Genomic DNA, 22,300 nt, shown 5'->3' on the forward strand with positions numbered 1-22,300 from the left:
ATTATTATTAATAATTGTTGTGATTTTATCTTTTTACATACTTGTGAGATTATATAGAAGAAGATTTTAAAATTGAAAATAACAATGAAAAAACAACAATAGAACAAAATACATCTAATGAAAACAAACATGATGAAAATAAAGATGATGAAAACAACAAACATAAAAAAACATATTATAAAGACGATGGAAAAATTGATTATATTGAAGAATACGACATAAATGGTAAAAAAATTAAATTTACTAAATACAAAAAAGACGGAAAAACAATTGACTCTATCGGAGAATGCGATCCAAAAACTGAAAATCTAATTAAAGTTACTGATTACAAAAAAGACGGAAAAACAATTGACTCTATCAACGAATTCGACTACGACCCAAAAACTGAAAATCTAATTAAAATTACTAAATACAGAGAAGACGGAAAAACAATTGATAGTAGCTGCGAATACGATCCAAAAACTGAAAATCTAATTAACGAAACTCAACATAATAATGATGGTTCAATTGATTATATCAACGAATACGATCCAAAAACTGGAAATCCAATTCAATTTACTAAATATAATAATGATGGTTCAGTTGATAGAATTACAAAATACGACCCAAACACTTGGGGAAAAATCATAGAATAACAAATATATAAAGCCACTTAGTGGCTTTTTTTCTTTTACCAAAAGAAACAATAGCGATAGATTAAATACGTTTATTGACAGGATTTTTATCTTGTTTTTTATTACAAGCTAGCCCTACTCCAAACAGTGCATTCCGAAACACCATGATTCTATCACGATTATAGATTTATATAAGTTGTGTAATATGTGTATGTTTATTGCTCAATTATATAAATTTATTAAATGTGTAAGATAGAATTACACAAAACAGATCAATGAAAGAACATTAATCAATCTTTATAAAAGATTTTTATTAAATTCTTTTTCTTGTGAAATTTTATGATTTTTTAAAAAAAGAAACAAAGCTTCTTTTTGAACATCTTTTCTTTGGGTCTGCATATAATCAAAAGACAAAGAAGCCAAAATATTAATAGTCATTAAAAAACGATTAAAAAAAACTCTTTCGCGAAAAGAAATTAAATTTTCTTTAATTTTTCCTTTTAATTGAGATAAACAATTAAAAATATTTTCTAAAGTATGAAATTTATTTAATAATTCAATAGCAGTTTTGATTCCAATTTTAGGAACCCCCAAAATATTATCAGAAGAATCTCCGACTAAACTTTTAAAATCTACCATTTGTTCTGGTGTTAAATGATATTCTTCTTTCAATTTAGAAACATCATAATACACAATATTACTTAAACCTTTTTTGATCAAACAAACTGTAATTTGATCATCGATTAATTGTAAAAAATCTTTATCACTCGAGAAAATAAAAACAGGAATTTTTTGATAACTTGCTTGTTTAGCTATAGTACCAATCATATCATCTGCTTCATATCCTGATTGAAAATAATATCTAATACCTAAAAGCTCTAAATATTCTTTAATTAAAGATATTTGATTAATCAAGGAAATAGGTGTACTCGGACGTCCTTGTTTATAATTAGAATATAATTCATGTCTTATAGTTTTATCAGGAGAATCAAAAAAAACACAAATATTTTTATGGTTTTGTTTTAAAATTTTTTGGAACATCTTCATAAAAATAAATAAAGCATTAACTTCTTGTCCTTCGCTATTTGTCATTATATTTTTTTTTTTATAAACAGTTGCATAATAAGCTCTAAATACAAAAGAATTACCATCGATTAAAATTAAATCTTTCATTTTTTATTATTTCCTCTTTTCTTAAATCTTTAATTCAAAAAATAAATTAAAACCATTTTTTAAAAAATTCTTCAGGATTATCAAGAGGATTGATATCACTATCATTTTTTTCTGATTTTATTTTACTTTGTATTTGTTTTTGTTTTTTCATGAATTCCATTAAAAAATTCATTTCACGATTACTATTTCCAGATCCTTTTATAATTCTTGTTCTTCTACGATTATTAGCATCTATTAAATTGGGTTTTATTCTTTCTTCATGGGTCATGCTTTGTATTAAAGCTTCAAATTTTTGAATTATATTATCTTCTAATACAGGCATTTGTTTAATTTTAGAACTAATTCCAGGAATAAAATTTAAAAGATTTTTTATAGAACCTATTTTTTTCAAAAATTTCAATTGTTTTTGTAAATCATAATAATTATAATTATCTTTTAAAATTTTTTCTAAAATCTCAGAATTTTCTTTTTCTTGTTTCAATTTACTCTCGACATTATCAATTAAAGTTAAAATATCTCCCATCCCTAAAATTCGAGAAACAATACGTTCAGGATGAAAAACTTCAAAATGAATATCATCATGTTTTTCTGATGAAGAAATAAACTTAATAGGTAATTTTGTCAAAAATTTAACAGATAAAGCAATCCCTCCTTTAACATCAGCATCCATTTTAGTTAAAATAACACCTGTAGCATTTATCTTATCATGAAAACTTTTTGTTACTTCTGAAGATTTTTGACCTAAAAGAGAATCAATAACAATTAAAATTTCTGAAGGATTTGATTTTTGTTGAATTTGTTTCAATTCTTGGATCATTTTTTCATCTATATTTAACATACCAGCAGTGTCAATAATTACTACATCAAAATTATTATACAAAGCATATTGTAAACCATTATCTATAATATTTAAAATCTTCTGTCCTTTTTGAAAAAAAACTTCAACACCTATTTTTTCCCCTATATGAACTAATTGTTCTATAGCACCAAATCTATAAATATCAGCTGCAATAATCAAAACTTTTTTTTGAAATTTTTGTTTAATCCAAAAAGCTAATTTTCCCGAAGTAGTTGTTTTTCCACTACCTTGTAACCCCATTAAAAGAATTACATTCATAAAATTATCTTTTAATTGAAGTTCTTTATTATGAGAACCCAAAATATCCACTAAAGTATCTTTAATAATTTTAATCAATGTTTGTTTTGATTCTAAAATTTCAAAAACTTTTTGTCCTAAAGCTCTTTTTTTAACTAATTCATTAAATTGAGTAATAACTGAATAATCCACATCAGCTTCTAAAAAAGAAGAACGAATATCTTTCATGATTTCTTCAAAATCAGATTCTTTAATATATTTTTTACCTTTAATTTTATCTATAAGACCTTGTAACCCGCCATTTAAAAAACTCATTAATTGTATTTTTCCTTTCTTATTTTTATCCTAACTATTCATTAATTCTATTCTTATAATTGAATTCACATATATTATTATATAAATGCATAAATAAAATATATTCAAAAAGAAAGAGGAAAGTAATTATTAACATATTCGTTGATATCGAAAGTAATTAAATCATTAACATTCTCGCCAACACCTACATATTTAACAGAAAGATTATAAAGATATTTAATTGCTAAAATAATACCTCCTTTTGAAATACCATCATATTTAGTTAAAATAATACCATTTAACACTATTAATTTATGAAATAAATCAACTTGTTTTAAAGCATTTTGACCTGTCATAGCATCTAAAACTAAAAAAGTTTGTAAATAAGCATCAGACATTATTTTTTCTATAATTTTTTTGATTTTTTTTAGCTCTGACATCAAATTTGTTTTATTTTCTAATCTGCCTGAAGTATCACATAAAATAACATCAAAATTATTTTTTTTTGCGTAAGTTAAAGCATCAAAAAATAAACTAGAAACACTTTTATTTTTTTGTTCTTTAAAAAAAATTTCATTTTGGGTTTTTTCTTGCCACATTTTTAATTGTTCTAAAGCGCCTGTTCTAAAAGTATCGCCAGCTACTAATAAAACTTTTTTATTTTCATTCTTAAATTTTTGTGCTAATTTACCAATAGTCGTTGTTTTACCTGTCCCGTTAACACCTACCAACAAATAAATTTGTGATTTTGTATCTTTTTTCGATAATGATTGATATTTAATATCATCTTCTTGTAAAACATTTATTAATCCTTCTCTTATGATAGGTAATAAATAAGAAGTTTCTTGACATTGTTCCTTCGAAATAATATTTTCGATTTTTTTAATTAAAAAAAAAGTTGTTTTTAAACCAAAATCTGATTTAATGAATAAAATTTTTAAATTTTCTAACAAGAATGAATCAATTTTTTTGTTTTCATAAGCTTTTTTTACCCAATCGCAAAAATCATATTCGACTTTTTTGACACCTAAAATAGAAATTTTTTTTTTCTTTTTTTTAAATTTATTTAATATTTGTTTGATAAAATTAAACATATTTTTTATCCTTTTTATTTTTTTAAATATAATGTAATTTAATACCAAAACATTGATAAATTATTTTTTTAATATTTATTTTTTAAAGACATAATATTTTTACATTTAGGAAAATTAGAACAACCTAAAAAAAGACCATATTTTCCTTTTCTCTTCAACATTATTCCACGGCATAAATTACATTTTTCATATGTAGTAACTTGTTTAATACGTTTTATTTGTTGATTCGCTATATCTAAAAGTTTTTGAAAATCATCATAAAATTCTTTTAAAAAAAATTTTTTTTCAATCTTTTTTTCTGATATAAGATCTAATTTTTCTTCAACTTGTGAAGTGTATTGAATATTAATAATCGAAGGAAAAAATTTTTCTAAAATTATCTTAGTAGAAATACCAATTTCAGTAGGAAAAATTTCTTTATCTTTAATAATTACATAAAATCTTTTTTTTAAGATTTCGATAATATTTGCATAAGTTGAAGGACGACCAATTTTTAATTTTTCTAATTTTTTGATTAAAGAAGCTTCTGTAAAACGCGCGGGAGGATTAGTCATTTTATCGATCATTTTAATTTCTTTTGGTAAATAAAATTGATTCAATTCCAAATCAGGCAAAAAAGTATTTTTAAAAGAATCGCCTAAACCTTTATAATAACCATCAAAAATCATTTCTTTACCATTGGCTTCAAATAAATATTTATCTACAACAAAAATTAATTGAGTTTTAAAAAAACACGCATAAGACATTAAACTAGATAAAGTTCGCGAATAAACCTTTTGATATAATGCGAATTCATATTTATCTAAATATTTTTTCATTTTCGCAGGAGTTCTATAAATATCGGTAGGTCTAATTGCTTCGTGCGCATCTTGACTATTTGTATTCTTGATTTCTTTATAAATACCAACATATTTTTTGCCATATTCTTTTACAATAAAATTTTGAGTTGTTTGAATAAATATAGAAGAAATTCTAAAAGAATCTGTTCTCATATAAGTAATTAAACCAATTCTTTCTTTTTCTATTTGTATTCCTTCATATAATTTTTGTGCAATATTCATTGTTTTTTTAGCGCTAAAAGACAAATCTCGAAAACAATCTTGTTGTAAAGTAGATGTAATAAAAGGTTTAGGCGGTTGATTAAATGACTTCTCTTTTTTTTTGTTTTTTAAAAGAAATTTTTTATTTTTGATTTTTTCAAAAATTTCTAATGCTTCTGTTTTTTTTATTTTTTTATCTTTAGGTTGAAACGTTAAATTAGCTTGAAAAAAATCAAAAATAGCATTAATTAAATAATATTCTTCTGGAATAAATTTTTTTATTTCATCTTCTAAATCTACAATAATTTTTAAAGCTACTGATTGAACTCTACCCGCTGATTTAGATTTTATTTTTTTTACTAAATAAGATAATCTAAAACCAATGATTCTGTCTAAAATTCTTCTTGTTTCTTGTGAATCTACTAAAGCTTTATTAATACAAGAGGGATTTTGAAAAGCTTTTAAAACAACATCTTTAGTTATTTCATTAAACACAATACGATTCAAATCTGTTGTTTTTAAATTTAAAATTTCAGATAAATGCCAAGCTATCGATTCACCTTCTCTATCCGAATCTGTCGCTAAAAAAACATTTTTATCTTTAGTTTTTTGAATTAAATTTTTAACTAATTCCTTTTGTTTCGGAATAATAATATAACTCGGTCGAAATCCATTTGCAATATCAATCCCTAAATTTCCTTCGCCTTCTAAAGATAAATCTCTAATATGGCCTTTTGAACACAAAACTAAAACTTTATTTTCAAAAAAACTACTAATAGTTTTTGCTTTAGAAGGAGATTCTAAAATAATAACTGGTTTTTTTTTCATAAAAATTTCCTTGCATAAAAATAAAAAATTAAGATAAAAGTATCAAATCAAGATCAAAATTAATCTGAGACATTTTTTGTATTTTATCCCAAATAAAATTAATTTTTTGATTTTCATTTATAAAATAATTTTTTTGTTTAAAAAACAAAACTTGTAATAAATCTTCTTGTTTGATTTCTTCATCATTTAAATTAAAATATTTTTTAAAAATCATATAATAATAATGTCTTAAATAAGGTAAAAAATGATTAATAATTTTTTCTTTATTTAAGAAATCAGAACGTATACAACCGCAAATAGCCAAAGAATAACTTATTTTTGCATCAGTAATTTTATTTAATAATATACCAGGAGTATCTAATAATTTTATATTATTATTTAAAGAAATCCATTGAATTTTTTTTGTAGTGCCTATTTTATTTGCTGTTCTCAATAATTTTCTTTTTGTTAAAGAATTAATTAAAGTTGATTTGCCGACATTGGGAACACCTATAACAATCAACTTCAAAAAATATTTATTCTTTTTGAAATTTTTTTTGAAAATGTCTTTGATTTTAAAAATAATTTTATCAATATTAAAATTATACTTTGAGTCAATGTTTAAAGTAAATATATTTTTTTTTGCAAAAAAATTAATAAAAAATTCATTTCTATTTGAATCAGTTAAAAGAGTTTTGTTTAATAAAAGAAGAACTGGTTTATTGTTTATTAATTTTAAAAGTTGAAAATCCATGCTAGAAAAAGGAATTCTAGCATCTACAACAAATAAAACCAAATCAGTCAATTTTAAATAATTTTTAATTTCTTTTATTGCTTGATGCATATGCATCGGAAAAGATTGAACAACCATCAAAATATAACCATAACTTTTATTTTTTTATTCAATATTTTGTTCTTTTTGTTTATTAATTTCATCTTGCAATTCTTTTAAAATTTGATTTATATCCTGTTCAGATTGAAATATTTTTTTACTATAAATTTTATAAACCTCTTCGCCAACAATTAAAATAATCGCGCAACCTATTTTATTAATTAAAGTATCATAAAAAAAACGAAAAAATATTTTCTTGATCCAATGGAAAGGATTTAAAATATTAACAGTATTAGAAATAAAATTAGCAAATTTATTTACTTTTTTCGCTTTATCAAAATATTTTTTATCTACTAAGTTAGTTTTTAAAATAAAAAAATTTTTTAAAGTCATTTTTTTGAAAATACTAATAATTTTTTGTTGAAATAAAAATTCTATTCGATCATGTAAATATCTTATTAAAGCTAAACTTTCATCAAGAGTTAGTTCTAAATAAGGATACTGAGATTTAGGGTAAAAAGAAGATGATGTAGTTAAAGTTAAATTTTTAATATGTTGCCATAAAAATTTTAAATAATCATCTTTATTTTTTTTAATATCTTCTATAAAATCAAGTTGTGTTTTTTTAATTAAATTTTCCATTTCTTGATTATTCAAAATATCATTTTCGGTTCCTAAGTTGTTAAAACCGCTACTTATTTTTTTAATAACAAAGATTATATATAACAAACCAAAAAGTAAAAAACCACAAAATAAACCAGCTGAAAAAGAAAAAAAATTTTGTAAATATCGCCAATAAGAAGATAAATAATTCAACATAATTTTATATTATACTTTCTTCAAAATATCATAAGTATTGGTTTTTGCATAAATAAACTTTATAACAAAATTATATATGATTATGATAATTTAATACCAAAAAATTCAAAAACAATAAAGAAAATTATATCATATAATATATGAAAAATAAAATTATTTTTTTCAATAAAAAAATATATTTTATTTTATCCCTAAATAAAAAACATCTTTTTGACATAAAGCATTATTAATATAAATCCCAGGAATCCAAATAATATTTTTTTTTTGATCAACCACTAATAAAATGTCATCTCTTTTTTTTAAAGGAATTTTTTTATCAATTAAAAATTTTTTTAATTTTTGGGTGCCAAAAGTAAATTTTAAAATATCACCAAATTTCCTTTTTCTTAAAATAAAAGGAGGAATTATTTTATTAAAATCACATTTTATTTCTTGAATTATAGAACAAAAAGAAATTAATTTTTTATCAAAACAATAATACAATAAAGGTTTAGGTTTAAAATTTAATTTTTTTTCTGAGATTAATTTTTTTTTAATTGTAAAATAATTATAATTTTTTTGAAAAATCCATATTTTATCTAAAAACCATTCAACATAAGGTTTTTGAATATTTTTTAAACTTTTCCAAATATTATTTATTAATGTAAAATTTTTTTTAATTTGTTTCATTTCTAATAAATATAAAATAATATCTTTTTGCACCGTTGAATCTAGTGTTAAAAACAATTTTAAATCAAAAAAACTATTTTTATTATATGTTTTCAAAAAAATGTGTGTTTGCTTCCTAATAAAATCAAAAACATCCATCATTTGTAAATGAAAATGTTTAATATTTTGTAAAAAATTATTATTTATTTTCTTAAAATAAGGGATAATTTGATTACGAATTTTATTACGAGTATATATATCTAATTGATTAGTATAATCTTCTAAAAAAATAATTTTATTTTTTATAGCATAATCTATTATTTTTTTTTTAGAAACATATAAAAAAGGTTTTAAAAAAAAGAAACCATCATGATAAAAAGAACTACTTAAACCGCTATAACCTAACAAAGAACTTCCGCGTGCCATCTTAAATAAAATAGTTTCTGATAAATCATCCAAATGATGCGCTGTAATTAAATAATTAGTTTTATATTGGATTGCTATTTCTTTTAATTTTTGATATCTTAATTTTCTTGCTTGATTTTGAAAATCTTTATTACCAACATTTAATTCAAAATAATGAAAAGAAATTTTCATAAGTTGACAATATTTTTGAACTATTTTTTTTTCATTAATTGCTTCTAATCTTTTTAAATGGTTAAAATGAACTACAATTAAAAAATAATTACGCCGAAATAAAAAATTTAATAATACCATGGAATCAACGCCACCACTGACAGCAATAATATAAATTTTCTTTTTATCTAATTTCACAGATAAATTTATCATTTGCAAACTCGACAATCCTTTTTAGAAATATATTTTATTTAATTTTTAAAGTCAATAATTGTTCTTCGTCGACTTGGCTAGGCGTTTCTAACATCAAATCTTTAGCACTTTGAGTTTTAGGAAAAGCAATCACATCTTTAATATTATTCGTTTTTGTAAACATCATCACTAAGCGATCTAATCCCAAAGCAATTCCTCCATGCGGCGGAGTACCATATTTTAAAGCTTCCACAAAAAAACCAAATTTTTTCTGAATTTCTTCTACAGAAAAACCTAATTTTTTAAAAATTAATTCTTGTATATGATATTGATGAATTCTTAAAGAACCACCGCCTATTTCATAACCATTCCAAACTAAATCATAAGCTTTTGCTTTAACTTTATCTGGGGATAATCCTAATAATGCTAAATCAGAAGGGCTTGTAAAAGGATGATGTAAGGCATAATATCTTTGTTCTTTTTCGCTAAATTCTAATAAAGGAAAATTAACGATCCATAATAAAGATTCTTTACTTGAATCGATTAAATCTAAATATTTACCTAATTTATTTCGTAAAAAACCTAAAGCTTTTAAAGATTGGTTAAACAAATTTTTATTTTTTGCATTTAATATTAATAAAAAACAACTTTCATCATTTGCCAAAAAAGAATCATCTATAATAAATTTACTTAAATAACCTTTTGTAAAAGATTCTGTTTTAGTTAAAAAAAACAAATTTACTTGATATTTTTCTTTCAAAACACGTTTATATTCATTAACTACGCTATTGTATAATTTCTTTTTATTTCGAACATCATCTTTTTTTATTTTAATTCCCTTTAAAACGATTTCAGATTCATTATCTTGATTTAAAAAAGAAGAATTAAAGTAAGATGTCAAATCTTCAATAAATAAACTAAATCTCAAATCAGGTTTATCAGTACCATATAAATTAATTGCTTCTTCATAATCCATTTGAAAAAAAGGAGATTTTAAACTTTTATTTTTAATAGAATGAAATAAATTAACGATAATTTCTTCTGTTAAAGTCATAATTTCCTTTTGGCTAAAAAAAGAAGTTTCAATATCTATTTGAGTAAATTCTGGTTGTCTATCTGATCTTAAATCTTCATCACGAAAACAACGCGCAAATTGAAAATATCTTTCGAAACCAGCAATCATATATAATTGTTTAAAAATTTGTGGTGATTGCGGCAAAGCATAAAAATATTTTGGATAAATACGTGAAGGAACTAAAAAATCTCTAGCGCCTTCAGGTGTAGATTTACATAATATAGGAGTTTCGAGTTCAAAAAAGTAATTTTTTAAAAGTGTTTGGCGAATATTTTGAGTAATTGCATGTCGCTGTAATAAATATTTTTTTTTATCTTCTCTTCTTAAATCTAAATAACGATATCTTAAACGATATTCTTCTGATATTTCGGTTGTTTCAAAAACATTTAAAGGTAATTGTTGAGATTCAGATAAAACATTTATTTTTTCAACTAAAATCTCGATATCTCCATTTTTTAAATTTTTATTTTTATTAATTCTTTCAATAACTAAACCTTGAACATCAATAACAGTTTCAACTTTCAAAAGAGATACTTGTTGATATTGAGGATGATTATTTTTAATTAATAATTGAATAAAACCAGAAATATCTCTTAAAATCAAAAACATTTTATTACCTAAATTTCTTTTACGAGCGATCCAACCTTTTAATAAAACTTTATTTCCTTTTTGTTTTAAACTAATATCGCTATTAAATTCATTATATTTTATTTTCATTTATTCGATAATTCCTTTCTTAAAAAATTAATTAACTCTTCCTCATTAACAACATATGTAATTTTTTTATCGATATTCTTAATATTAATTCGATTACTTTTTATTTCTTTTTGACCTAAAAAAATAATATATCTAGGATTATTTTGTAAAGCTTTTTTTAACATTGTATCAAAACAACTTAATTCATAATTCATATTAGATTTTATTTTATGAAACCTTAAATCTTTTAACCAAAAAAAAGATTTCAATATTGCTTGATTATCTAAATTTAATAAATAAATATCTATTTTGTTTGAATTTATTCGATATTCAAAAAAAGAATTTTCTTCCAAAACACTTATTAAACGTTCTATTCCAAAAGCAAAACCCATGCTATTAGTTTTTTTGCCGCCAAAAGATTCAATTAATTCGTTATAATTTCCTCCTCCGCCTAAAACTATATTTTTATCATTATTTTTGGGCAAAACAATTTCAAAAACTAAATCAGTATAATAATCTAACCCTCTTACTAATCGAGGATTAATTTCAAAATTAATATTAGTTTTTTTTAGTAGACGAAAAATATTTTTAAATTTAGAATTAGCTTCGATTGTTAAATAATCCAAAATAACAGGAGATTTTTTTAAAAAATTTTTGTTTTGACATTCTTTACAATCAAAAATCCTTAAAATATTTCGTTTAATCCTTTGCAAACATAAGATACATAAACTTTCTTGATTTGAATAAATATACGATGTAAAAATTTTCAAAAAATTATTTCTTGTTGCAATATCGCCTAAAGTATTAATTTGAATTTTTGCTTTTTCTAAAGAAAACATTGACAAAATTTCTTGCAATAAAAAAAAAACTTCAACTTCTTGAAAAACATTTTTAATATTTATTATTTCTATTCCAAATTGATGAAATTGTCGATAACGATTTTTTTGAGGCCTTTCATAACGAAAAAAAGGTCCATAATAATAAAATTTATATAAAATATCTTTTATAGAATCTAATTTATTTTCGACATAACTTCGAACTACAGAAGCAGTTCCTTCTGGCCTTAAAACAAGTGTTCGTCCTTTTTTATCTTGAAACTTAAAAGTTTCTTTTAAAACCATTTCAGAATGTTCAGCAGAACGATAAAAAACTTCATCATATTCTAAAATAGGAGTGCGTATTTCTTGAAAATTATATATCTCTAATAATTCTTTTAATTTATCTTCCACTATTTTCCATTTTTCTAAAGAAGAAAACAATAAATCATGAGTTCCTTTGATTTTTTTAATAATCATTTATTATCGAGTCTTTCTATAAATTTGATAAATATTAGACAATTGAGATAATGAAGAAATTAATTGATTCATTTCTTGAATATCTTTAACTAAAATTTGTAAACGAATAATTGTTTCAGATAATTTATTATTATTAATGATATTTAATTTTAAAATATCAATTCCTAAAATATTCAATTTATTGTTAATTTGAGTTAAAAGAATAGAACTATAACTTCCTACGATAACAAGCCAACTAATATATTTTGTTTTAGAATGATCAGCCCAACTAACAGATAAAATTTTATTCTGATCGCATTTTTTTAAATTAAAACAATCTTTAAGATGAATATTAACACTTTTTTCTTTTGATATAAACCCAATAATTTCTTCATTAAAAATAGGATTACAACAATTAGCGAATTTTATTTTAACATTATCTAAACCTTCGATTAAAATAACTGTTTTATTTTTAATATTTTCTTTGTTATAATTTTTAGATATTTTTTCTTCTAACGAATTTTCTTTCGATAAATTTTGAGAACTTATAAATTCTACAACTTTGGCAACAGAAATTTTTTTATTGCCAATATTAAAATAAAAATCATTACTACTGAAAGTTTCTCGCTTGCTAAAATGTTTTAAAATACAACATTGATCTATTTTATATTCTATTTTATGCTTTAATAATTCTTTTTCTAAAATTTCTTTTCCTTTAGTAATAAAATATAATTTTTGATCTTGTTCGCGTTTGTTTAGAATTTTTTTAATATTTTTTTTAACAGAATTAGTTTTGGCTATTCGAAGCCATTCTCTATTAATTTTAGAAATATTTTTACTAGTTTTAATAGTGATGATGTCACCATTTTTTAATTCATAAGAAAGAGGAGTAATTTTGCCATTTACAATAGCACCTATGGTTCTTAACCCAATAGAAGAATGAATGCGAAAAGCAAAATCAATAATTGTAGAACCTTTAGTTAATTCAAAAACTTCGTGTTTTGGAGTAAAAACATAAACATTTTCGCTTAAAATATCATTTTTAATTGTATCAACAAAATCTTTAGAATTTTGAGGAAAATGATTTTTAGAATCTTTGGTTATTTGAATTAAATCTCTATACCATCTAAGTTTTTGAACAATTTCTAATTGTTTTTTTTGTCTTGAATATTCAGTATTTTCTTTATAACTCCAATGAGCAGCAATACCCCTTTCTGCCATTTCATTCATTTCTTTTGTCCTAATTTGTACTTCGAATAAACCATATTTAGACAAAACAGTATTATGTAAAGATTTATATAAATTTGATTTCGGAACAGCAATATAATCTTTAAATCTTGAAGGTAGAGGAGAATAATTAGCATGAATAATACCTAGGCAACGATAACATAAATCTACATTTTTAACTACAATACGCACAGCCAATAAATCAAAAATTTCCTCAAAATTAACATGTCTCTTTTGCATTTTTTTATAAATACTATAAATATTTTTGCTACGGCCACTAATTAAAAAATTTTCGATATGAGATTGACGCAATAAAAGAGTGATATTTTGAATAATTTTATTAATTGTTTTATCTCTTTCTTGTTTTTTAATACTGATCAAATGAGAAATATGATAATAAGCGTTTGGATTAATATATCTAAAAGATAAATCTTCTAACTGTGATTTAATTTGAAAAAGACATAAACGATGAGTCAACGGTGCATAAATAGATAAAGTTTCTTTTGAAATACGTATTTGTTTATCAGATCTCATTATATATAAAGTTTGCATGTTATGTAGTCTATCAGCTATTTTAATCAAAACAACTCTAATATCTTTTGCCATAGCTAAAAACATTTTTTGTTGATTTTCGATTTGTCTTTGTTCTTGATCAAAAACTAATTCTGATAATTTAGTAACTTTTTTTACTATATAAGATACATCATCGCCAACAAATTTTCTTAATTCTTCAAAAATTAAATCTGTATCTTCCAAAATATCATGCAACAAACCTGCCATTAAAGTATTTGGTTCACTATGAAAATCAGCTAAAGTTTTGGCTACCGAAAGAGGATGAACAATAAAATCTTCGCCTGTTTCTCTTTTTTGTTTAGAATGTTTTTCTTTAGAAAATAAATAAACTTGATGAATTTTATCTAAAACATCTTTTTGAAAAATATACTCTTTAACTTTCTGTATAAATTCCTTATATAAAATATTTTCGTTTTGTATATTAATATTTAATCCTTTTTTATTAATAAAAAACACCTCATCAATTTGGTCAATAAAATATAGAATGATATTATATTATTTAACAAAATTAAATTAAATCAATATTAATCATATAATAAAACAAAGACATATTTTATCTTAATATTTTGTACTCGAAAAAAAAATCTTTTTTTCAAATGATATTTTGAAATATATATAAGATGAAAATTAATAAAGATATATAAATTTCATTTGCAATTCATAAAATATCTTATTATTTTATTTAAATTTTAACTCAAAAAATTATTTCACAAATATATTCAACAAAATATTTTTTTATTTTGCGAATAAACTTCTTTTATAACACCAGCGCCTAAACAAAAATCATTTTTATAAAAAGCACAAATTTGACCAGGAGTTACTGACTTAATTTTTTGAGGATAATAAACTTTAATTGTTTTTTTATCTAACCAATTCAATTCAACATCTTGATCAAGTTGTCGATAACGGAACTTTGCCATCATTTTTATTTTACCATGATTTTGAAAAATACCATAACTTCTCCAAACTACATTAATAACTAAAGCAGAATCACTATATAAAAAAGGACTATCATAATTTTGATCTACATAAAGTATATTTTTTTTTAAATCTTTCCCTACCACATACCAAGGTGCTTGATTTTCTTTAGATACTTTCAATTTCAAACCTTTTCTTTGGCCAATAGTATATTTAATGACACCATCATGTTTTTGTTCCATTACAACACCATTCATAGTTTTAATAAAGCCTTTTTTTAAAGATAAATAATTATTCAAAAAAGTAAAAAAATTTCTTTCTCCGATAAAACAAATTCCTGTAGAATCTTTTTTTAAAGCAGTAATCAAATTTTCTTTATAAGCTATTTCCCTAACTTTTTTTTTAGTCAAATTTCCTAAAGGAAAAATGATTTTTTTTAATTGTTTAGAATTTAATTGAGATAAAAAATAAGTCTGATCTTTGTTTTGATCCTTAGCTTTTGTCAAAATATATTTATTATTTTGAAAATTAATTTTAGCATAATGTCCAGTAGCAATAAAATTAGGATTAAATTTTTTTGCATATTTAACAAAAATCGAGAATTTAATTTTATTATTACACAAAACATCAGGATTAGGAGTTAAATTTTTTTTTAAATCATTTAAAAACGGAACAAAAACTTGTTCCCAATATTCTCGAGAAAAATCTACTTTATGACATTTAATATTCAATTGTTGAGCTACTTTTAAAGCATCTTGATAATCTTGTGTTTGAGGACAAACAAGATGACGCAAATAAGGATTACCTTGAATATCATAATTCAAAGCGCTATCCCAATTGCGCATAAATACACCTTCTACATCATATCCTTTTTGTAATAAAAGTAAAGCAGCAACACTACTATCTACTCCTCCGGACAATGCAACAATTATTTTTTTTTTCATATTCGAATCTTAATTAATATAATTTTTATTCCTCTTGCCTTCTTACATCAATAGATAATTTCAACTCTGTTCGAGGAGACAGACTATATAATGTAATTTTAGGACCTGAAGATATTATTTGTCTTTTATATTGACTATTATAAAAATCATAAATATATACTTTTACTAATTTCAAACTATCTTCAAAAGGCAAAACAAAAATTTTTTGCAATAAAAAAGCTATTTGTTTTTTATTAAAATTATGATTTAAGTGATAAAACAAAATAAAATCTTCTATAATTATTTTTTGTGTTAAAAATTCTTCAATTTTTTTTAAATATTTTTTTTGAGTAGATGATTTTATTGAAATTATTTTCGATTCTTCTAAATGAAAACGAATTAATTCCACCATCAAAGTATTAGGTAACCCAATATTCATATTATAAACATAATCTGTAGAATAATCTTTTTGAAATTGACCTAAAGCAATCTCGGAAAGATTATCGCTTTCTAAAAATAACTTATTAGGTTGAGAAGTAAGATTATTATTAAAAAATCCTAATTTATATTTTTTTTCTATTAAATTTTTAATATTTTCTGAAAAATAATTTTCATTTTCGTTTAATATTAAATTATTGATTCCGCAATCAATTAAAATGTTTTGGACATCCACCAATAAAGTTTTATCTTGAAAATCTTTTTCTCTTAAAATAACAAATAATTTTTCTAATGATTTATGAGCTAAAGAAAAAGATTGAATTATATTTAAAAATGTTAAAAATTCATTTAATCTTTCTTTCATTTCGAAAATCACTAATATATCTGGAATAAAAGATAATTTATTTTTAAAAGATAGAATTTGAATTTTATTAATTAATTGTAATTGTTCTTTTAATCCGTCTTTAGAAACAAAAGGTTTAGAATTAAAATTATCATCTTCAAATTTATAAACATCAACTTCATTTAAATCAAAATAAGAAATAAAAAAAGGTAATTTCTTTCCTATAATTTGATCTCCATAAGTAGTATCTATTCTTCTTTGATATTTAATGGTATCTATTGAAACATCTACTATTAAACTATCATCTATTGTAGATAAATCCTTTTCTCCTATAACATCTCCTAACATAGCAGCAATTTTATGATTAGACAATAAAATATCATCAGATGACTCCGTAACTCCATTACTAGTGTAAAAATAACCTCCAATATGTTTACGTGAATGGTCAACAACGGCCATTTTACGCAAATGAGATTTGCCAATATGTTCTGTGGAAGCAGATAAATTGAATATTAAATGCGCTCCATTCAAAACTAATAAATCACTAGGAGATTCAATATTCCATAAATCTTGGCAAATTTCTACACCAAAAACAATATCTTGTTGTTTGTTTTTAAATAAAATATTACCAAATTGAACTTTTTGATCTAAAAAATCAATAACTTGTGTTGGAATTATTTTTCCTGACTGAAACCATCTTTTTTCATCAAATTCTTTATAATTAGGTATAGTTTGTTTTGGAACAATGCCTAAAATTTTATTCTTTTGTAAAACTATCGCTACATTAAAAAGAATTTCTTGAAAAGAAAAAGGCATTCCGATTAAATAAATACCTTCAAAAATATTATTTTGTATCATAAAACTTAAAGCTTTTAAATTTTCTTCTAAAAATGTTTTTTCAAAAAATAAATCTTTAGATTTATAACCGCTTAAACATAATTCAGAAAACAAAACAAAACTAGCTTGGGTTTTATTCAAAACAGAAATTATATTTTGAGCATTTTTGAAAGGATTGCCAGTATATATTGGAGGTGTTGCTAATTCTACTTTTAAAAATCCGTCTTTGTACATAACATTAATTTGTTTAATCTTTCTATGATGTTTTTTTATAAAAAAATATTTTAAAAAGCAAAAATAAAAATAATTAAAATAATGATTTTATTTCGAAATTATTTCATAAACTTTTAAAATTCTTTTTTCCATAATAAAACCAACAATAAATAAAGATAAAAAAGAACTAAAAATCCTTACTAATATTGAAATTAAAATTTTTGATATATTAGTACCATATTCTAAACTAGTTAAAAAAGAAGAAAAACAAATAATAACGCCATCAGTCAAAAATAAAATAATAATAAAATTTATACGATAATATTTTTTTAAAATTTTTTGAATAATATCTAATCCACCTGTTGTATAACCACAATTATAAATATTACTCAGAGCATAACCGATCAAAAAACCACTTAATATAGAAATTATTATTACGTTAATAAAATCACATTTAATACCAATATAATCAATTAAAAAAGTTTTTAATAATGAAGATTTTCCGATTTTTTGTTCTAAAACAAAACAACCAATATTTAAAACTAAAACTAATAAAGTTGTTTTGAAAATAAAATCTCGTCCAAAAAATTTATAACCTAAAAATAAAGAAAGTATATGATAAAAAAACATAAAATAAATTTGAATTTCAGTATTATTTATTTTTTGATCGATAAAAGGAAATAATTTTAAAATTTGGGTTGTAAACAAAGATAATCCATCAATACCACCTAAATTTATCTCCATTCCAAATGTAATAAAATAAATAGTTAAAATTAAAATAAAATCATTTACTAGAAGAAAAAGCCATTTATATATATTATTTTTTTTCAATATTATCATTACTATCTTTTTTTTAGTCAAATTTTCAAATTAAAATAAAAAAAATTAATTTTTTAACTTTGCTCTATTAATATCTTGGTTTACTATTTACTTTAATTTTAATTATTTTGTTGTTTTAAAAAAGCATTGATAAAATTATCTAAATAACCATCCATCACTAAATCAATTTGAAAAATTTCACAATTAGTACGATGATCTTTAACCATTTGATAAGGATGAAAAATATAACTTCTGATCTGATGTCCCCAACTAATATCTTTTTGTTCTTCTTTAGTAATATTTTCATTTTCTTTTTTCTTTTCTATAGCTAATTGTAATAATTTAGTTTTTAAAATACGAAGCGCTTGTTCTCTATTTTTAATTTGACTCCTTTCATTTTGACAATTAACAACTATACCTGTTGGAAAATGAGTAATTCTAACCGCGGAATCAGTTGTATTTACATGTTGACCGCCTGCTCCACTACTGCGAAAAACATCTATCCTTATATCTTCATCTTTAATATCAATTTTAATATCTTCGTTGATTTCTGGTAAAACTTCACAAGAAACAAAAGAAGTATGTCTTTTAGAATTCGAATCAAAAGGAGAAATCCTAACTAATCTATGAACACCCTTTTCGGATTTTAAATATCCATAAGCATAAAATCCTTGAATTAATAAACTTACTGTTTTTATTCCTGCTTCTTCGCCTTGATTTAAATATAAAATTTGAATTTTAAAATTTTTTCTCTGAGAATATCTTTGATACATACGAAATAAAATTTCGCACCAATCTTGAGATTCTGTGCCACCAGCTCCAGAATGCAAAATTAAAATAGCATTATTTTGATCATAAGTTTGATTTAACAAAGTTTCTATTTCAAAATTTTTTAATTCCTTAACAACTTGTTTTAAATCTTTAATTAATAAAAAAAAATCTGGGCTATTATCTTCACTTAAATCAAACAAAAAAACTAAATCTTCGATTTTTTTTTTAAAATCTAAAAACAATTTAACTTTTTCTTGTAATTTATGTAACTCTTGTGCTAAATTAATTGAATTAACATTTCCTTTCCAAAAAGAATAATCTTCCATCATTTTAATTAATTTAGATATTTCTTTTTGTTTTTCGGAAATATTTATTTTTTTTTCAATAGTAATTAAACTTGTTGTTAAATTTGCTAAAATATTATTAATTTCATACCTTTCCATTAAATAATTTCTCCCAGTTATTTTTCGAATAAATTAATTCCAAGGTTTTTTTGTATTTCTATTATTTTTTTTAATTTTGTCAGAAGATAACTTATCTGCATCATTAGAATAATCAACATTATATTTTATTTTTCTTAATATTTCTTTTAAAAAATCAAATTTTAAAATATTTTGTGTAATATTATAAGAAATATCTTTAATCATTTGATTAAAAAACATTTGTCCTTTTTGTTGATAAACAATTAAAGAATTTTGTTGTCCATAACTTACAAAATTAATACTTTTAGTTAATGTATTCATATCAGAATTATGATTCTTAAAATGAATATCGATATTACGTAACATAATAGTTATTAAAATATTAGAATAATAATTTTTATCAACTTGATCTAATTTTTGTTTTCTCTCTTGTAAAATATTTTTGGATTTCTCAAAAAACATTTCTTTCACTATCTTTACAAAAAGATTATTTTCGCTAGAATAAATTTTTGTTAATTTATTCAAATCTTCTATAGAAAAAAATTTTTGTAAAAAAAATAAATTTTCTAAATTTTCAATAAAATCTTTTAAATTATTATTATCTAAAAGATTTTTTTTATTTCTATAAAATGATGTAATTTTTTCTTCTAATGTTTTTTCAATAATAACTAATAACAATTCTTCTGGATTCTGAGAAGTTAAAATTGATCTTCTTTGTTTATAAATAATATCTCTTTGTAAACCTATTACGGAATCAAATTGTAAAACAAATTTTCGGTAATCAAAATTAGAAGATTCTATTTTTTTTTGTAAATTAATGAAAAAACGAGTAAATATCTTTGAAGAAACAGATTTGTCATCTGTTTTAGTTTTTTGTAAAAGTGAAATTAAACTTTTAATTTTATTTCCGCCAAAATTTTTTACTAATTCGTCCTCTCCTGAAACAAAAAAACGAGAAAAACCAGGATCTCCTTGACGTCCTGCTCTACCTTTTAATTGATTATCAATCCTACGAGATTCATGCCTTTCTGTACCCAAAACAGCTAAACCGCCTAACTCAACAACTCCTTCTCCTAAACGAATATCAGTTCCCCGACCAGCCATATTAGTCGCAATAGTAATAGAACTTTTATTTCCTGCTTTAGCAATTATTTCAGCTTCTTTAAAATGATTTTTAGCATTTAAAATTTCATGAGGAATTCTTCTTTTTTTTAATTTTTTGGAAATTAATTCTGATACATCGACAGAAACTGTACCAATCAAAACAGGTTGTTTTTTGAGATATCTTTCTTCAATATCATCTAATAAAGCTTCCCATTTATCATCTAAAGTAAGAAAAACAAAATCAGGTGAATCTTCTCTAATAATAGGTTTATTAGTAGGTATAGTAATTACTTTTGTTTTATAAATACTTAAAAATTCTTTTTCTTCTGTTTTAGCCGTTCCTGTCATTCCTGATATTTTTGCATAAAGACGGAAAAAATTTTGATAAGTAATTGTAGCTAAAATATCTGTTTCTTCTCTAATTGTACAACCTTCTTTAGCTTCTAAAGCTTGATGTAGTCCATTGCTAAATTGGGAACCATGTAAAACTCTTCCTGTGAATTGATCAATAATCAAAACTCGATCTTTATCGACTAAATAATCTACATTTTTTCTCATAATAAAACAAGCTTTTAAAGCATTTTTAATATAATGTAATAAAATATAGTTATCTTGTGTGTATAAATCATTCATTTGAAAAAAGGATTCACCTTTTTTAATTCCTTCTTCTGTTAATTCAATAGTTTTAGATTCTAAATCAATTATGTAATGATTTTCTTTTAAAGTTTTAACAAAACGATTAGCATCACGATAAAATCTTTGTTCTTTATTAGATGAACTAGAAATAATCAAAGGATTTCGAGCTTCGTCAATCAAAATAGAATCTACTTCATCAATAATAGCATAATTATATTTTCTAGTCATTAATAAATTATTAATATCTGTGACCATATTATCTCTTAAATAATCAAAAGCTAATTCACTATTTGTAGAATAAAGAATATCACAGGCATAAGCCTGTTGTTTTTCTTTTAATGTATATTCTTTTAAATTTAAACCAACGGACATACCTAAAAAACGAAAAATATCTCCTATATGACCTTTCGATTCGCGAATAGTTAAATATTCATTTACAGTAACAATATGAACACTATTACCGCTTAAAGCATTTAAATAAGCAGGCATAACAGAAGTCAAAGTTTTTCCTTCTCCTGTTTTCATTTCAGCAATATTTCCACGATGTAATACAATAGCTCCTAATAACTGAACATGATAAGGTATTAACCCAGTAACTCTTCTAGAAGCTTCACATACTAAAGCAAAAGCTGGTATTAATAATTCATCTAAAGAAGTACCTTGTCGAAAGAGTTCTTTAAATTTTTGTGTTTCTTTAGGAAAATCTTCATCTTTTAATTGAAAATTAGAATCTCTTAATTTTGCTATGTCATTAGCTATTTTTTGAATTTTTTTTAAATATCTATAAGAATAATTAAAAAAATTAAATAACATTATTATATAAACCCTTAAGTACCTTTCTAAAAT

The 22,300-nt window shown here is 22.5% G+C and carries 16 protein-coding genes; 1 reads left to right on the forward strand and 15 read right to left on the reverse strand.

Going from position 1 to position 22,300, the window contains the following annotated elements; all coding sequences use genetic code 11:
- The first annotated feature begins 233 nt into the window (after positions 1 to 233).
- Positions 234 to 635 (forward strand): DUF2963 domain-containing protein, encoded by a 402-nt coding sequence (locus MDPP_RS02225; protein ID WP_420885457.1) that lies wholly within the window; start codon positions 234 to 236, stop codon positions 633 to 635.
- A 276-nt stretch (positions 636 to 911) separates the two neighbouring features.
- Here the strand turns inward: MDPP_RS02225 and MDPP_RS01190 are convergent, their stop codons facing one another.
- The 15 genes from MDPP_RS01190 to secA form a co-directional block, all read right to left on the reverse strand.
- Positions 912 to 1,787: a 5'-3' exonuclease gene (locus MDPP_RS01190; RefSeq protein WP_144658387.1), complete on the reverse strand. Its 876-nt coding sequence runs from the start codon at positions 1,785 to 1,787 to the stop codon at positions 912 to 914.
- A gap of 46 nt (positions 1,788 to 1,833) precedes the next feature.
- Positions 1,834 to 3,198, reverse strand: coding sequence for a signal recognition particle protein (locus MDPP_RS01195; protein ID WP_144658389.1), 1,365 nt, complete (start codon positions 3,196 to 3,198; stop codon positions 1,834 to 1,836).
- A gap of 104 nt (positions 3,199 to 3,302) precedes the next feature.
- A complete protein-coding gene (ftsY, locus tag MDPP_RS01200) occupies positions 3,303 to 4,271 on the reverse strand; it encodes a signal recognition particle-docking protein FtsY (protein ID WP_144658390.1) in 969 nt (322 codons plus the stop codon).
- A 68-nt stretch (positions 4,272 to 4,339) separates the two neighbouring features.
- On the reverse strand, positions 4,340 to 6,139 hold the full coding sequence (gene topA / locus MDPP_RS01205; protein ID WP_144658392.1) for a type I DNA topoisomerase: 1,800 nt from the start codon (positions 6,137 to 6,139) through the stop codon (positions 4,340 to 4,342).
- Positions 6,140 to 6,167: 28 nt separating this feature from the next.
- The gene (ylqF, locus tag MDPP_RS01210; RefSeq protein ID WP_246058873.1) at positions 6,168 to 6,989 is read right to left on the reverse strand and encodes a ribosome biogenesis GTPase YlqF; all 822 of its coding nucleotides are present in this window, start codon (positions 6,987 to 6,989) and stop codon (positions 6,168 to 6,170) included.
- Between the two features lie 27 nt (positions 6,990 to 7,016).
- The gene (locus MDPP_RS01215) at positions 7,017 to 7,769 is read right to left on the reverse strand and encodes a hypothetical protein (RefSeq protein WP_144658396.1); all 753 of its coding nucleotides are present in this window, start codon (positions 7,767 to 7,769) and stop codon (positions 7,017 to 7,019) included.
- Between the two features lie 180 nt (positions 7,770 to 7,949).
- Positions 7,950 to 9,206: a tRNA lysidine(34) synthetase TilS gene (tilS, locus tag MDPP_RS01220; protein WP_144658398.1), complete on the reverse strand. Its 1,257-nt coding sequence runs from the start codon at positions 9,204 to 9,206 to the stop codon at positions 7,950 to 7,952.
- 34 nt (positions 9,207 to 9,240) lie between these two features.
- Positions 9,241 to 10,977 carry an aspartate--tRNA ligase gene (aspS, locus tag MDPP_RS01225; protein ID WP_144658399.1) on the reverse strand — a complete coding sequence of 579 codons (1,737 nt, stop codon included), beginning with the start codon at positions 10,975 to 10,977 and terminating at the stop codon, positions 9,241 to 9,243.
- Positions 10,974 to 12,251, reverse strand: coding sequence for a histidine--tRNA ligase (gene hisS / locus MDPP_RS01230; protein WP_144658401.1), 1,278 nt, complete (start codon positions 12,249 to 12,251; stop codon positions 10,974 to 10,976). Before hisS ends, aspS begins: the two co-directional genes overlap by 4 nt.
- A gap of 3 nt (positions 12,252 to 12,254) precedes the next feature.
- The gene (locus MDPP_RS01235; RefSeq protein ID WP_144658402.1) at positions 12,255 to 14,486 is read right to left on the reverse strand and encodes a RelA/SpoT family protein; all 2,232 of its coding nucleotides are present in this window, start codon (positions 14,484 to 14,486) and stop codon (positions 12,255 to 12,257) included.
- A gap of 263 nt (positions 14,487 to 14,749) precedes the next feature.
- Entirely contained in the window at positions 14,750 to 15,892 is a 1,143-nt protein-coding gene (gene mnmA / locus MDPP_RS01240; protein ID WP_144658404.1) for a tRNA 2-thiouridine(34) synthase MnmA, read from the reverse strand.
- Positions 15,893 to 15,917: 25 nt separating this feature from the next.
- Positions 15,918 to 17,723, reverse strand: coding sequence for a nitrilase-related carbon-nitrogen hydrolase (locus tag MDPP_RS01245; RefSeq protein WP_144658405.1), 1,806 nt, complete (start codon positions 17,721 to 17,723; stop codon positions 15,918 to 15,920).
- Positions 17,724 to 17,810: 87 nt separating this feature from the next.
- Positions 17,811 to 18,533, reverse strand: a complete 723-nt coding sequence (locus MDPP_RS01250; RefSeq protein WP_186390729.1) for a YitT family protein — start codon at positions 18,531 to 18,533, stop codon at positions 17,811 to 17,813.
- A gap of 107 nt (positions 18,534 to 18,640) precedes the next feature.
- Entirely contained in the window at positions 18,641 to 19,735 is a 1,095-nt protein-coding gene (gene prfB, locus MDPP_RS01255) for a peptide chain release factor 2 (protein ID WP_144658408.1), read from the reverse strand.
- A gap of 33 nt (positions 19,736 to 19,768) precedes the next feature.
- Positions 19,769 to 22,267, reverse strand: a complete 2,499-nt coding sequence (gene secA / locus MDPP_RS01260) for a preprotein translocase subunit SecA (protein WP_144658410.1) — start codon at positions 22,265 to 22,267, stop codon at positions 19,769 to 19,771.
- Between the last annotated feature and the right edge of the window lie 33 nt (positions 22,268 to 22,300).

Origin of the sequence: Candidatus Phytoplasma pini, from assembly GCF_007821455.1 — a bacterium.
Taxonomy (GTDB): domain Bacteria; phylum Bacillota_I; class Bacilli_A; order Acholeplasmatales; family Acholeplasmataceae; genus Phytoplasma; species Phytoplasma pini.

What these genes read in the sequence shown, in the direction of transcription:
- tilS (WP_144658398.1), bottom strand. Translation starts at nt 9,206, where the DNA reads ATGATAAATTTATCTGTGAAATTAGATAAAAAGAAAATTTATATTATT.
- secA (WP_144658410.1), bottom strand. Translation starts at nt 22,267, where the DNA reads ATGTTATTTAATTTTTTTAATTATTCTTATAGATATTTAAAAAAAATT.
- ftsY (WP_144658390.1), bottom strand. Translation starts at nt 4,271, where the DNA reads ATGTTTAATTTTATCAAACAAATATTAAATAAATTTAAAAAAAAGAAA.
- hisS (WP_144658401.1), bottom strand. Translation starts at nt 12,251, where the DNA reads ATGATTATTAAAAAAATCAAAGGAACTCATGATTTATTGTTTTCTTCT.
- MDPP_RS01245 (WP_144658405.1), bottom strand. Translation starts at nt 17,723, where the DNA reads ATGTACAAAGACGGATTTTTAAAAGTAGAATTAGCAACACCTCCAATA.
- ylqF (WP_246058873.1), bottom strand. Translation starts at nt 6,989, where the DNA reads ATGGTTGTTCAATCTTTTCCGATGCATATGCATCAAGCAATAAAAGAA.
- MDPP_RS01190 (WP_144658387.1), bottom strand. Translation starts at nt 1,787, where the DNA reads ATGAAAGATTTAATTTTAATCGATGGTAATTCTTTTGTATTTAGAGCT.
- aspS (WP_144658399.1), bottom strand. Translation starts at nt 10,977, where the DNA reads ATGAAAATAAAATATAATGAATTTAATAGCGATATTAGTTTAAAACAA.
- mnmA (WP_144658404.1), bottom strand. Translation starts at nt 15,892, where the DNA reads ATGAAAAAAAAAATAATTGTTGCATTGTCCGGAGGAGTAGATAGTAGT.
- MDPP_RS01195 (WP_144658389.1), bottom strand. Translation starts at nt 3,198, where the DNA reads ATGAGTTTTTTAAATGGCGGGTTACAAGGTCTTATAGATAAAATTAAA.
- prfB (WP_144658408.1), bottom strand. Translation starts at nt 19,735, where the DNA reads ATGGAAAGGTATGAAATTAATAATATTTTAGCAAATTTAACAACAAGT.
- MDPP_RS01215 (WP_144658396.1), bottom strand. Translation starts at nt 7,769, where the DNA reads ATGTTGAATTATTTATCTTCTTATTGGCGATATTTACAAAATTTTTTT.
- topA (WP_144658392.1), bottom strand. Translation starts at nt 6,139, where the DNA reads ATGAAAAAAAAACCAGTTATTATTTTAGAATCTCCTTCTAAAGCAAAA.